General features: G+C 55.9%; 13 protein-coding genes. 9 read left to right on the plus strand and 4 right to left on the minus strand.

Translation table 11 applies throughout. From position 1 onward, the window contains the following. Positions 1-5: 5 nt before the first annotated feature. Positions 6-152, minus strand: a complete 147-nt coding sequence (locus HJV72_RS00320) for a CD1871A family CXXC motif-containing protein (RefSeq protein WP_015553408.1) — start codon at positions 150-152, stop codon at positions 6-8. A 147-nt stretch (positions 153-299) separates the two neighbouring features. On the opposite strand from HJV72_RS00320, the gene HJV72_RS00325 reads away from it, so the two are divergent. After that, the gene (locus HJV72_RS00325) at positions 300-977 is read left to right on the plus strand and encodes a response regulator transcription factor (RefSeq protein WP_024738460.1); all 678 of its coding nucleotides are present in this window, start codon (positions 300-302) and stop codon (positions 975-977) included. Further along, positions 974-2,125 (plus strand): sensor histidine kinase, encoded by a 1,152-nt coding sequence (locus tag HJV72_RS00330; protein WP_024738459.1) that lies wholly within the window; start codon positions 974-976, stop codon positions 2,123-2,125. Before HJV72_RS00325 ends, HJV72_RS00330 begins: the two co-directional genes overlap by 4 nt. Positions 2,126-2,132: 7 nt before the next feature. Here HJV72_RS00330 and HJV72_RS00335 read toward each other — a convergent pair whose 3' ends face one another. The 3 genes from HJV72_RS00335 to HJV72_RS00345 form a co-directional block, all read right to left on the minus strand. Then, positions 2,133-2,408, minus strand: coding sequence for a hypothetical protein (locus tag HJV72_RS00335; protein ID WP_024738458.1), 276 nt, complete (start codon positions 2,406-2,408; stop codon positions 2,133-2,135). A 359-nt stretch (positions 2,409-2,767) separates the two neighbouring features. Beyond that, the gene (locus tag HJV72_RS00340) at positions 2,768-3,964 is read right to left on the minus strand and encodes a hypothetical protein (RefSeq protein ID WP_024738457.1); all 1,197 of its coding nucleotides are present in this window, start codon (positions 3,962-3,964) and stop codon (positions 2,768-2,770) included. Between the two features lie 23 nt (positions 3,965-3,987). Next, a complete protein-coding gene (locus HJV72_RS00345; RefSeq protein WP_034534043.1) occupies positions 3,988-5,112 on the minus strand; it encodes a DUF6076 domain-containing protein in 1,125 nt (374 codons plus the stop codon). A 172-nt stretch (positions 5,113-5,284) separates the two neighbouring features. Here HJV72_RS00345 and HJV72_RS00350 point away from each other — a divergent pair, with 172 nt between their 5' ends. The 7 genes from HJV72_RS00350 (at position 5,285) to HJV72_RS00380 (ending at position 12,506) form a co-directional block, all read left to right on the plus strand. After that, complete coding sequence (locus tag HJV72_RS00350; protein WP_227056738.1) at positions 5,285-5,716, plus strand: CHC2 zinc finger domain-containing protein; 432 nt, start codon at positions 5,285-5,287, stop codon at positions 5,714-5,716. 174 nt (positions 5,717-5,890) lie between these two features. Then, entirely contained in the window at positions 5,891-7,210 is a 1,320-nt protein-coding gene (locus HJV72_RS00355) for a DNA primase family protein (RefSeq protein ID WP_025485030.1), read from the plus strand. A gap of 377 nt (positions 7,211-7,587) precedes the next feature. Continuing rightward, positions 7,588-7,809, plus strand: coding sequence for a hypothetical protein (locus tag HJV72_RS00360; protein WP_024738455.1), 222 nt, complete (start codon positions 7,588-7,590; stop codon positions 7,807-7,809). Positions 7,810-8,122: 313 nt separating this feature from the next. Beyond that, positions 8,123-9,409 (plus strand): plasmid recombination protein, encoded by a 1,287-nt coding sequence (locus HJV72_RS00365; protein ID WP_024738454.1) that lies wholly within the window; start codon positions 8,123-8,125, stop codon positions 9,407-9,409. Positions 9,410-9,426: 17 nt separating this feature from the next. Next, entirely contained in the window at positions 9,427-9,753 is a 327-nt protein-coding gene (locus tag HJV72_RS19675; RefSeq protein ID WP_024738453.1) for a hypothetical protein, read from the plus strand. A 159-nt stretch (positions 9,754-9,912) separates the two neighbouring features. Continuing rightward, positions 9,913-11,490 carry a recombinase family protein gene (locus tag HJV72_RS00375; RefSeq protein ID WP_081338326.1) on the plus strand — a complete coding sequence of 526 codons (1,578 nt, stop codon included), beginning with the start codon at positions 9,913-9,915 and terminating at the stop codon, positions 11,488-11,490. A gap of 206 nt (positions 11,491-11,696) precedes the next feature. After that, complete coding sequence (locus HJV72_RS00380; protein ID WP_208067781.1) at positions 11,697-12,506, plus strand: XRE family transcriptional regulator; 810 nt, start codon at positions 11,697-11,699, stop codon at positions 12,504-12,506. The last annotated feature ends 7 nt before the right edge of the window (positions 12,507-12,513 follow it).

Consider the following 12,513-nt stretch of genomic DNA (forward strand, 5'->3'; position numbering starts at 1 on the left):
ACTTTTTACCCAATGCCCACACACTCCAGACATAATTTGATTGCTTTGCTCAGCACTGTCGCCGCCTCGCCCCGCCAGACACCAAAGCACAGCATGGCGGCTCCGGCCATCAGCAGCACGATCTGCGCCGCGGCCTTTTTCCTGCAGCTCATTTTTCATCACCCTTTCCGATTTTCTGCCTCCATCATAGCGCGGGAGAGTTAAAGTCTCTGTTAAGAACGAAAACTTAACGCAAACCTTATCTGTTTTTGCTATAATGAAAGCAACACAAAAACGAAGAAATAAAAAGGAGGGCTCTCATGCACCTTTTAGTAATTGAAGATGAACGCGCCCTGTGCGAGACCATCGTTCGCAGCCTGCGGCGGCTGGCCTACAGCGTGGACTACTGCCATGACGGCGAAAAGGCGCTGGCGCTTCTGGGCGTGGAACGATACGATCTGGTGCTTCTTGATCTGAATCTGCCGAAAAAGGACGGCATGACGGTGCTGCGCACCCTGCGGCAGACCGACCGGGAGACGCGGGTGCTGATCCTCTCCGCCCGCAGCGAAGTGGAGGACAAGGTGCAGGGGCTGGATGCCGGGGCCAACGACTATCTGGCGAAGCCCTTCCACTTGGCGGAGCTGGAGGCCCGCATCCGCAGCCTGACATTGCGGCAGTTCACCCAGCAGGATGTGCTGCTAAGCTGCGGCGGTCTGACCTTTGACACCCGCTCCCGTACCGCCACCGTCAACGGGCAGACGCTGACGCTCACCCGAAAGGAAACGGGCATTTTGGAATATCTGATGGTACATCAGGGACGGCCGGTGAGTCAGGAGGAGCTGATGGAGCACGTCTGGGACAACAGCGTGGACAGCTTCAGCAACTCCATTCGCGTCCACATCTCCGCCCTGCGCAAAAAGCTCCGCGCCATGCTGGGCTATGACCCCATCCGCAACCGCATCGGCGAGGGCTATCTAATGGGAGGCGAGGAAGCATGAAGCGTCTTTCTTTGCAGTGGCGCATCACGCTGATGACCGTCCTGCTCATCGGCATCACCTGCGTGGCCATGAATTTGCTACTGTGCTCCTCCGGTGTGTACTATATGGACACCATTGCGGACAGCTTACAGGGCGGCGGCACGGTGATCCTGAATGAGGACGGAGAGGCGAGCTTTGACCCGCGGCTCATAGCGCCCAACGAGGAGTTGACCATCGTCGTCGATGGGGTGCAGGGGCGCTTCCGCACCACCAACTGGTATATCACGGCGGCGGTAACGCTGCTCAGCGGCATCCTCGCCTATTTTGTCAGCGGACGCGTCCTCAAGCCCCTGCGCAGCTTTACCTCGCAGGTGGAGCAGGTGCAGCTGAACAATCTTGCCGATATGAGGATCGATGAAGATGCTATTTCGGAGTTCCGGCAGCTGAGCCGCTCGTTCAACCAGATGCTGGAGCGGCTGAACAACGCCTTTTCCGCCCAGCGGCAGTTCACCGGCAACGCCGCCCACGAGCTGCGCACGCCACTGGCACTAATGCAGGCGCAGTTGGAGCTGTTTTCCGCGGAGCATCCTGATGTGCGACCGGAGACGGCGGAGTTCCTCACGCTTTTGCGTGAGCAGACGGAACGGCTGATACAGATGACCAGGACACTGCTGGAGATGAGCAATCTGCGGCAGGTGGCGCGGAACGAGCGGATCCAGCTCGCTCCCATGATCGAGGAGATCTTCACAGATCTTGCGCCGCTCTCAGATAAGCTCGGCGTCACGCTGACGGCGGAGGGCGACGGCATTATGACCGGCAGCGATGCACTGATCTACCGGCTGATCTTCAACCTGACGGAGAATGCTGTCAAGTACAACCGGCCGGGCGGCTCGGTACGGGTTTCTGTCACTCAGGAGTTGGAAAAGCTCCTGCTCCGCGTCTCCGACACCGGCTGCGGCATCCCGGAGGTGTATCAGCGCAGTATCTTCCAGCCCTTCTTCCGGGTGGACAAGTCTCGCAGCCGGGAATACGGTGGCGCAGGACTGGGGCTCTCACTGGTATGGGAGATCGCCGACCTCCACGGCGGCTCCGTTTGGGTAGAGAAAAGTTCGGAGACGGGCACTACCATTGCGGTGGGGTTGCCAACGCAACAATCAACGAAGCCCTAAAACCCTTTTATTCGTTTTTCGCCGCTTCGCTTGCCGCCCTGCGGCGTTCCTCTCTGTATGGGGCGGTCAGCCGGAAAGAGAAGCGTCCCTTTTCAATCTCAAATTCCTTGCAGCCCGTGTCCGAGTCTACGTCCGTCAGCTTGCAGACGGCAGGGTGTTTGCGGTTGTATGCGGTCAGCCTGTTTTTGAGGTCGGTGTTGTGGGTGCGGATGAAGATGGTGGGGTCTTTCTCGTCAAAATAGATTTCGGTGGTCTTTTCCTGCTTGGTAAGTCCTGTTCTCATAGGCTTATCCTTTCTGCGGCTCTGTCACGCAATAGGGGTGTTTTTCAGGTGTTTTCTTCGGCTCTTGACTTGGGAAAAATGGCGATTTTCAAACAGGAGCGCGCCGGACGATGTCTGCCCTGTCCGACGCGCTCCCATTCGATAAAATGCGTTTTTTCCGGCTCTACACAGGAATCAGCGAGCTTCGTCCCTCGTGACCGCTTTTTCTCTGTGCGGATGGAAGAATCGCCACAGATTATTACGCTGAATCACATCCTCATAGCTGCGGACTTTCCCGCGCAGCTCCGGACTTTCCCGCGCAGCTCCGTATTTTCACGCTCCAATTCTGCCGCACGGAGCTTTCTGTGGACAGACTTAGGTCATAGTTCCTTCACAAGCCAGGTCTCTTTAGGTAAGGCTTTGTTGTTGCAGTTCAACAGTTCTTGGATCGCCAAATTGGCAAAGCGGTGAGTCCTGGATGTGTCCCACCCCACCAAGGCGGTAACTTCCGCCGTACCGCGTTCAAAATCAAACGAAATTTCTCCCCATTCGCCGTCGTTGTCCACCTGATACAGGTAGATAGCGGCGGCAATTTTTTGTTTTCTGCGGGTCTGCGATTTCCGTTTCAATCGAACCATGTGGATGACGCCAGCCTCTGTCAACAGACAGGCCAGATGTTCCACCGCCCGGCGATAGGCACGTTCCGCCCCGCTGGCGGTGCTGCCCTCAAACTGCACCGCCAAGTCCTCAAAGCTCATGCGGGTGCTGAGCGGGCTCACCCGACCGCAGGTCATGCAGACGGCGTTCCGCTTTTCCAAAAGGGTCTGTTCCCGGTAATCCAGCTTTTCAAAAGCCTCCCGAACAGCCTTGGCCCGGATGCTGTTCCATAGAATGTCCGCATAATTCCAGCTGTCGTCCCGGCTTACATCTTCTCCGGTCTCCTCCCCCTCTTCGTCCTGTACTGTCTGGTAGAAGGGCACCCGGCTGCGGTTGCACTGTGCCAACGCCAGGTACTCTGCGGCAGTCATTTCGGTGCAGTTCTGATGGTTGGCATATTCGGCGATGACATCTTTTGTGCTCTTGCCGGAATTGTTGTAGAGCCAGGCGATCCCACGAGCGGCCTTGTATTCGTCCAGAGATTGGAAGGAACCGGCCTCTTCCTGGCGGCGGCACTCCAGAAGTGCATTGCCGATAAAATAATGGGCATAGGTCAGAAAGTCCGCCTCCTTCATCGGGTCATAGCCCGGAAGGCAATCCAGCATGGCGAGGACACACCCCATTTTGTAGTCCAGGAACCGCTCCGGGTCATAGCGTTCCAGCCCCTCCCGCATCAGGAAACGGCGAACACGGCCATTGAGCCGGGTTTCATAGTGGTGCAGGAAGAAGGAGAAGTAGTCCAGGTTTCGCTCCCGCAGGGCGGCAGTGATGTAATCGTTGAGTGTTCCTGCCTCCGGCGGCTGCGGGTCAAGCTGAAAGACGCGCGCCGCCTCCCGCATAGTCAGCCCCTCCGGCTGGGCCAGAAAACCATATCGGGCGCAGTAGCCGTCCAACGCCCAAGTAAATTCCACTTCCGCCATTTCCTCACCGCCTTCCTATGGCACTACAAAGCCATTCGTCTCTTTGCCTCTGCAAGCAGGGCCTCCTGGGTCATTTCCTGCTCGTATCTGGTGCTGGCATAACTGTGGTCAGAGATCGCCCGCAGCATCTTATCCTTTGCCAGCTTTTTCATTACTTTGGCCAGTTCCGCGTCCAGCTTCCCACGGCGGGTACTCTGGAGGATGGTATTCATCCGACGGTTATAGACCGCCTTAATGGGGTGGTCTGCCGCCAGCTCCCGCTGTGCCCGCCCCCGCAGGTTGCCGATCTGACGGCACGTCCGGCGCCGCTTGTCCCCTGGAGCCAGACCGCCGCAGTATTTGGTGCGCCGGGCATCGGTGGTCAAAAACCACCGCCCGCAGATGGGGCACTGTCTGGGCGCATGGCCCACGCACAGACCCTCGAACAGGTCGGAGCGAAACATCCCCACAAAACTGACGTAGTGCATCCGCTTCACCAGCTGCGGTTCCGCCGCACCGGGGCGAATGGCGGAGACGTACTGCACCGAGGCGTTGGTCAGGGTCATCCAGGAGGGATTGCCGTCAGAGAGTGTCGGTTCTTCCTGGAAAAACTGCCCAAACAGTGCTGCATAGCCCTCCGCCGTGCGGTCGTGGCCGGGTTCATTCAGCTGCCGGGCAAACGGGAGCAGGGCGTCCTTGTACTGGCGGAGGGAATAGCTCAGATGTCCCAATACCTGGGTCATGCGGATCAGCTGCGCCGCCCTGCTGTGCTGGCCGGTCAAGGTGCAGAGCAGCTGCTCCTGCTGGGAAAGCTGCAAATAATCTCTTGCATCTTCCAGATACGCGGCAGAGAAAACATCCGCCAGTTTCTTCCCGAAGTCACTATTGGACAGCCGGGAGAACGGCCGCGTAACATCCATGAAGGAGAGGATGCCGCTGGCAGCGCCCTGCACTTGGGGCAGCAGCGTCAGGTCCACCGTCCCCGTGTTCATCCCCTGCAGCAGGCGGTTCATCGTATCGCAGGGCGGGGTAAGGGTTTCAATCGCTTCAGCTGAAATGTTCAATACCTCGCAGCCAATGGTCCCCGTGGGCATGGCGCAGCCCTCGTAAGTCACGGTATCCTGCCAGAAATCCAGCGACAGCACTGCGTGGTTGATGATCTTGTCCATCGGCCTCCTCCTGTCATGTTTTTCTTTTTCTATCATAGCACACAGGCAGGGCTTTGTCATGTTTTTTGAAACGGCGCTGTCATGCCATCAGCCTGTTTTTTTCGATTTTCCCCATAACTGATACAGAGGGGTGAGAAACTTGCCCCACGCATCAAGAAATGGAGGGAATTGTATGAACCTGTTTGAAACCGTAAAAACCGCCGTCAACGCCAGGGAGGCTGCACAGCTGTATGGCGTTGCGGTCAACCGCTGTGGAATGGCGCTCTGCCCCTTCCACAACGACCACCACCCCAGCCTGCTGGTAGCAGACGACCACTACCACTGTTTTGCCTGCGGAGCGCACGGGGACGTCATCGACCTGGCTGCCAATCTTTTTGGCCTGAGCCTGTATGATGCAGCCCGAAAACTGGCGGCGGACTTCCATCTTGCGCCGGACAAGCCCCCGCCGGAATCCATCTGCCAAAAACTGAAACAGAAAACCAAGGCACAGCAGCTCCAGGAGGATGAGCGGCTGTGCTGTGCTGTTCTGTTTTGGGGCAGTACCGCCGGACACTGGAAGAGTGGAAACTGCAGTATGCTCCACAGACACCGGAGGAAACGCTGAACGAGCGGTTTGTGGAGGCTTGCCACCGGCTTCCCTGGGCGGAGTGCCTGTTGGACGCCCTGCTGCAAGGAGATTCCCATGAGCGGGAGACGATAGTTCAGCAGCTGATGGCAGACGGAAGCATCCAAAAGATCAATCGGCAACTGAAAGAATGGAGAAAGGAGACAACACACAATGCGCAAAAACTCTGCTGTGCCGCCCAGTCACGGCGGCTGGCCCGCTTGGTATGACGGGAAGAACATCAACGAGGTGCTGTTCTGCGAGGAATTTCTGGCGGCCCACCCCATGAAGTGCATCCGGGGCAGGCTGTTCACGGTGGATGGAGCGGTGGAGGACGAGGCGGTGGTCAGCCAGCAGATCCTGGAGACGGTTTCCGGCTGCGTCACCAGCGGACTGTCCAAACTGGTGTCCAATCTGCTCGCCAGCATCAAACTGCAAGCCTACTCGCCGCCCCTTCCCATCGAGACCGACCGCATCCATGTGGCCAACGGCACCTATTTCATGGACGGCCGCTTCTCGCCGGAAAAGACCTACTGCAACAACCGCCTGGCCGTGGGCTATCTGCCAGACGCCCCCAGACCGGAGCGGTGGCTGCGGTTCCTCTCCGAACTGCTGGAACCGGAGGACATCCCCACCTTGCAGGAGTACCTGGGCTACTGCCTGCTGCCCACCACTAGGGCCCAGAAGATGCTGCTCATCATCGGCAGGGGCGGCGAGGGCAAAAGCCGGATTGGCCTGGTGATGCGCGCCATCCTGGGGGACAGCATGAACACCACCAGCATCCAGAAGGTGGAGAACAACCGCTTCAGCAGGGCCGACCTAGAGCACAAGCTGCTGATGGTGGATGACGATATGGATTTGAGCGCCCTGCCCAAAACCAACTACATCAAGTCCATCATCACCTCCGAGTGCAAGATGGATTTGGAGCGCAAAGGCGTCCAGAGCTACCAGAGCTTGCTCTATGTGCGCTTTCTCTGCTTCGGCAACGGGGCGTTGACGGCGCTTCACGACCAGTCCGACGGCTTCTTCCGGCGGCAGATCGTCCTGACCACCAGGGACCGTCCAGCAGACCGGGTAGACGATCCCTTCCTGGCAGAGAAGCTGGCAGCGGAGCGGGAGGGCATTTTCCTGTGGTGCCTGGAGGGGCTGCACCGCCTCATCGCCCAGAACTACCGCTTTACGATCAGCCCCAAGGCCCAGGAGAACGTGGAAACGGTGAGGCGCGGCAGCAACAATGTGGTGGAGTTTTTGCAGTCGGAGGGGTACATCCGCTTTCGTGCGGACTATGAGGCCAGTTCCAAGTCCATCTATAAGGCATATAAAGTCTGGTGCGAGGACAATGTGCGCAAGCCCCTGTCAGCTAACCGGCTCAGCTCGGAGCTGACCCAGAATGCGGCGGTCTACAACGTGGAGCCCACCAACAATATCTACTCCGGCGGCAGGCGGGTGCGGGGCTTTGTAGGGATCGAGGTGGTCGCACGGCCCTTTGGCTGAAATTGAAGTGAGATTTTGCTGTACGTACTGTACGGTACGTACAGAGGATTTTCGCTTTTCCCTCAGAATAAGAAGGCAAAATGACTATGCAAATTTCAAGGCCTGTGCAAACCGTGAACTATTTCACGGCAGGAAGCACAGGCTTTCTTGTTTGGTGATTTACCGGGCAGTGAAGCCCCATCGCCCGGCGGTGAGGAAGCACACGGTCGCAAACAAAACACCGCCAGACGGTAAAGCCGGATGGGGTCACGTTTGAGTACCCCATCGCAGCGCAAATTACGAATGAAAGGCGTCCGTGCTCAAAAATTTTATCCACCGGTGACGGCACATCACCGGGAAATGAACACATTTCACGAACAAATGGAGGCAAAAACGACATGAAATCCAATCTGAGAAACGAGATCAAGGCTTACATTGTGCGCTCCGGCTGTACGATGCAGGAGGTGGTAGACCTGCTTTCTGACGAACATGGTTGGAGCGACAGTGTTTCCAACCTGTCCAACAAACTCCAGAGGGAGTCTCTGCGCTACACCGAGGCCGTGCAGCTGGCCGATGCCCTGGGGCACGACATCGTGTGGCAGCGCCGCACCAAACCGTGACTCTCGTCCCTATCGCAAACAGCGCGCTGTTTGTGATGGGCAGTCAGCGAAAATCTTCCGCGTTATCGCTGACGCCAAAGAGTTGCGGCCCGATGTAGGGACGCAACTCTTCGGGCTGGATATGGAAAAGCGGTGGGGCAGATTTTCTATATCCAGCGGCGGGCATCGCAATGCCCGCAATCCCCCTCGGAGAGCCCACGGCACTTTGCAGCCCTTCGGGATGAAAGTGTTATAGTGGGTTATTACACTTCCCGCAGGAAGTGCATCCCCCGTCCCGCAGCCGTCCACGCCCCAACGAAAGGAGTTGATTTTTATGGCCAGAAACGATGGAATCGACCGCACCAGCGCCAGAAATGTGGATGTCCCGGACAAGGACATCGGCAACACCCAAAAGCACAACGAACGGGAAAAAGACAGCTACCGCAACCCCGATATTGTCCCGGAACGCACCCCGCTGAATATCCACTTCAAAGCCCCCACCGCCAGCTACACGGAGATGTTCCGACAGATGGAGCAGGACAAAATCATCTCCACACGTGGTCTGAAACCCGACGCCATCCACTTTGGAGAGCTGATCTTCGATGTGAACTCCGCCTACTTCCACAACCACGGCGGCTATGAATTTGCCAGGCAGTTTTACGCCGACGCCTACAAAGCCGCCGTGGAGATCGTGGGCGGGGAGCAGTATATCCTCTCCGCCGTGATGCACGCCGACGAGATCAACCGGGCTATGTCCGAGGCACTGGGCCAGGAAGTGTATCACTACCACCTCCATGTGGTCTATGTGCCGGTGGTGGAAAAGCAGATCCTTTGGAGCAAACGCTGCAAGGACAAGTCTTTGGTCGGCACGGTGAAGGAGACCGTCATGCAGGTCAGCCGGAGCAAGAAATGGATGTCCAAGCCCGCCCTCGACGCCGATGGAAACCCGGTCTTGCAGAAAAATGGAAAACCCGTCTTGAAAAAGTCCTACAGTGTGCTGCAAGATGATTTTTTCCATTTTATGCGCGCCGCCGGGTATACCGATGTGGAGCGCGGCGAGCGAGGCAGCACCGAAGAGCATCTGACCGTGACCCAGTTCAAGGTACAGGCGGAGCAGCAGCGGCTGGAGGCTGTGACCGCCCAGGTGGCCCAGGCAGAGCAGACGCTGAACGCCACCGAGGCCGTCGCGCAGAAAAAAGCAAAGGAGCTGAAATCCCTCCAAAGCCAGACCAAAGAACAGCGCACAATCGCCCTGACTGTAGAGGAAATTCAGTCAATGGGCAAGAAAAATCCCATCACGGGAAACATTTCACTGACGCCGCAGGAGTGCGACACATTAAAATCCTACGCTGTCAATAGTATCATCGCCAAGGCGGACAACGGCAGGTTGCAGGAGCGGCTGGCTTCCGCCCAAAAAAGCGCCGCGATTTGGAAAAAGCGGTATGAATCGCTGAGCGAAAAATATCAGGAACTAAAAAAGAGCGTCCAGCCCTATCTGGACGCCGTGAAGCTCGCACCGGAGAGGGTGCGGGCTTTTCTTGTGGCCGTTTTGACCCACACCTCGCAAGCAAGACAGCATGAGCAGCCCGCGCGCCGCCGCGGGCAGGATATGGAACTTTGATCAATGGAGGTCACTATATGAAAAACCAAAACGATTTTATCAACGAAATGGACGATGGATATATCGACATCGAATCCTGCTTTGACCCGGTTTTCGAGCCGCCGGCAGAACTCCTGGAAGAATGGAGCAGGCGGTATGAGGGGCCAGAACCGACCTTGGAAAACACATCGTTTTATGTCGTTGGCCCGGACGGCACGAAGTATTTCTACTGCGGGAATCTCTGCATCAAAATCTCCGAGCATTTTGCGGATGGAGGCAAGCAGATGGACGAGCTGGTGGAGGACGCCGTCCGCCACCATGCGGGCCGGGACAGCAGCGCCCCGACCTTTTTGAATGCCGTTTAAGCGTACAAAGAGCAATGATTGATCGTTGAATCGCGCCCGCGCTTACAGTATAATAGATGTAGAAGTATTGTAAGCGTGGGTTGTTTCAACGCAAAGGAGGATATTACAGTGAAACAACCAAACAATACGAAAACCAAAATCTACAGCACCGCTTTGTATATGCGCCTGAGCCGCGATGATGAAAATTTCGGCGACAGCGTCAGCATTGAGACCCAGCGCACCATCCTGCAAAAGTTTGCCGCCGAGAACGGTCTGCGCGTCTATGGTGAATACGTGGACGATGGATGGAGCGGCACCAATTTTGACCGCCCCAGCTTTCAGCGGATGATGAATGATGTGGAAGCTGGGAAAGTCAACTGCATTGTTACCAAAGACCTCAGCCGTTTTGGGCGTGAACACGTGATGATGGATTATTATCTGGAGTTCGTGTTCCCGGAGAAACAGATCCGCTATATCGCCATTGCTGAGAACGAGGACACCGAAAAGGGCTTGTCTGAGTTTGTGCCGTTCAAGAATCTGTTCAACGAGTGGTTTGCCAAGGACACCAGCCGCAAGGTAAAGAGCGCGCTCCACGCGAAATTTGAAAAGGGAGAACGTATCTTTGCCTATGCGCCACTGGGATACAAGCGCCACCCGGAGATCAAGAACACGCTGACACCGGACGAAGAAACCCGCTGGATCGTAGAGAAAATCTTCGATTTGGCCGTTCATGGCGCTGGCGCGGCCAAGATCACCCGCATTTTGATTGCGGAAAAAGTGCCCACCGCCGGTTGGCTGAACTACAAGCGGTACGGAACCTTTGCCAACATTTACGCCGGCGCGCCGGAGGAAAAGTCCTACGCCTGGACGATTGCACAGGTCAAAAGTATCCTGAAAGATGAAACCTATATCGGCAACAGCATCCACAATAAGCAGACCAACATCTCTTACAAGAACAAGAAAAAGGTCCGCAAGCCGAAAGAGGAATGGATTCGTGTGGAAAATACCCATGAAGCCCTTGTCAGCAAGGATGTCTTTGACCGGGTGCAGGAGCTGATCGAGACGCGCCGCCGCAAGCAGAAAGACGGCACGACACAGATCTTCTCCGGGCTGGTGAAGTGCGCAGACTGCGGCTGGTCGCTGGCGTTTGGCATGAACAATCAGAACAAAAAGCCCTATGGTCACTACCATTGCAGCAACTATGGCCAGGGTACCGGACACTGCACCATGCACTATATCCGCTATGATATCCTTTATACCTACGTCCTGGCACGGATTCAATATTGGTCTTACCAGGCACAGATGGACGAGGGACGCCTGCTGCAAAAGCTGCTGAAAGCCGGTGACAGGGAGCGCACGGCAAGCCAGAAAAAACAGGCAGCGGAGCTGAACAAGGCAGAGAAGCGCAAGGCCGAGCTGGACCGCCTGTTTGCCAAGATGTACGAAGATTGGGCCGCTGGGCGCATCACCGAGTACAACTTCAATATGCTGTCCCAGCGGTATCAGACCGAGCAGCAGGAGCTGGCGGAAAAGATCGAAAAGCTGAACGCCGACCTTGTCGCCCAACAGCAGAGCGCCGTGGACGCCGAAAAATGGGTGAACCTGATCAAGCAGTATGTGAATCCCTCAGAACTGACTGCCGAACTGCTGAATGCCTTGATCGAGAAGATTGTCGTCCATGAAGCCGTAAAAGACGAAAGCAACACCCGCACCCAGGAGATTGAAATCTACTACCGTTTTATCGGCAAAGTGGAGTAAAAACGCAAATAAACCATTTATCTCTTTAAGTTGGGGAAACCGGCAGCACTTATCCGGACATCTGCCTGCTGCCGGAACTGGCGACTCTTTTCAATATCTCTGTCGACAAGCTGATAGGGTATGAGCCTCAGCTTACGAAGAAGAAGATAACAGAGCTGTACAGGGAGCTGGCGGAAGCATTTCCGTCAGAGCCGGAGGAGACCTATATGAGAAGCGAAGATTTGATCAAGAAATACTACTCCTGCTTTCCCTTTCTTTACAAGATGGCGCTCCTCTATCTGAATCATGCGGTACTGATGGGAGAACCTGACAAAGTGATGGAACGGGCGTCTGAACTTTGCAGAAGGATAGAACAGGACAGCGCAGACGCCGCACTGATCAAAGATACGGTCTCTCTGGAGGTGATGATATTGATTATGCGTAATAAGCCGCAGGAAGCGCTTGACATCCTGGGAGAAGACGTAAGGCCGCTTGCACAGGATGCAGAGATGGCCGGAACGATATACCGGCAGATGGGTGACGTAAAGAAGTCCAGGGAGATCTTCCAGATCTGTGCGTATCAGCATCTGCTCTTTGCGATACAGGACTCGGTCAATATGATGATGCTGAACACGGAGAATGCTGAATTCTGTGATGAGACGATAAGACGCCTATCAGAGCTGATTCGGCTGTATAACATAGAAAAGCTGCATTTTTACACGGCCATCCAGTTTTATATGGCGGCTGCCGAGCTCTATGCCATGCGCAGAGACAAAGAGAATGCGATTATAATGACAGAGAAGTTTACGAATATTATCGTTGCACTGCCGGTTCCCTGGGGACTGGCGGACGGCGACTCGTATTTTACCGAAATCAGCGACTGGCTTGGCAAGGTGGATGCGGATAAGGGGACGCCAAGAGGCTCCAAGCTCGTAAAAGAATCATTTGCGGCTGCACTTACCCAAAATCCGGTATTTCAGGATATGCAGGAAGAGTTCCGGTTTCGGACATGTGTAGAAAAACTTGAACATCTATAGGAGGATA

This window comes from Extibacter sp. GGCC_0201 (genome assembly GCF_017566055.1).
Taxonomy (GTDB): Bacteria; Bacillota; Clostridia; order Lachnospirales; family Lachnospiraceae; genus Extibacter.

What these genes read in the sequence shown, in the direction of transcription:
- HJV72_RS00330 (WP_024738459.1), top strand. Translation starts at nt 974, where the DNA reads ATGAAGCGTCTTTCTTTGCAGTGGCGCATCACGCTGATGACCGTCCTG.
- HJV72_RS00365 (WP_024738454.1), top strand. Translation starts at nt 8,123, where the DNA reads ATGGCCAGAAACGATGGAATCGACCGCACCAGCGCCAGAAATGTGGAT.
- HJV72_RS19675 (WP_024738453.1), top strand. Translation starts at nt 9,427, where the DNA reads ATGAAAAACCAAAACGATTTTATCAACGAAATGGACGATGGATATATC.
- HJV72_RS00375 (WP_081338326.1), top strand. Translation starts at nt 9,913, where the DNA reads ATGCGCCTGAGCCGCGATGATGAAAATTTCGGCGACAGCGTCAGCATT.
- HJV72_RS00350 (WP_227056738.1), top strand. Translation starts at nt 5,285, where the DNA reads ATGAACCTGTTTGAAACCGTAAAAACCGCCGTCAACGCCAGGGAGGCT.
- HJV72_RS00325 (WP_024738460.1), top strand. Translation starts at nt 300, where the DNA reads ATGCACCTTTTAGTAATTGAAGATGAACGCGCCCTGTGCGAGACCATC.
- HJV72_RS00335 (WP_024738458.1), bottom strand. Translation starts at nt 2,408, where the DNA reads ATGAGAACAGGACTTACCAAGCAGGAAAAGACCACCGAAATCTATTTT.
- HJV72_RS00320 (WP_015553408.1), bottom strand. Translation starts at nt 152, where the DNA reads ATGAGCTGCAGGAAAAAGGCCGCGGCGCAGATCGTGCTGCTGATGGCC.
- HJV72_RS00380 (WP_208067781.1), top strand. Translation starts at nt 11,697, where the DNA reads ATGAGAAGCGAAGATTTGATCAAGAAATACTACTCCTGCTTTCCCTTT.
- HJV72_RS00355 (WP_025485030.1), top strand. Translation starts at nt 5,891, where the DNA reads ATGCGCAAAAACTCTGCTGTGCCGCCCAGTCACGGCGGCTGGCCCGCT.
- HJV72_RS00340 (WP_024738457.1), bottom strand. Translation starts at nt 3,964, where the DNA reads ATGGCGGAAGTGGAATTTACTTGGGCGTTGGACGGCTACTGCGCCCGA.
- HJV72_RS00360 (WP_024738455.1), top strand. Translation starts at nt 7,588, where the DNA reads ATGAAATCCAATCTGAGAAACGAGATCAAGGCTTACATTGTGCGCTCC.
- HJV72_RS00345 (WP_034534043.1), bottom strand. Translation starts at nt 5,112, where the DNA reads ATGGACAAGATCATCAACCACGCAGTGCTGTCGCTGGATTTCTGGCAG.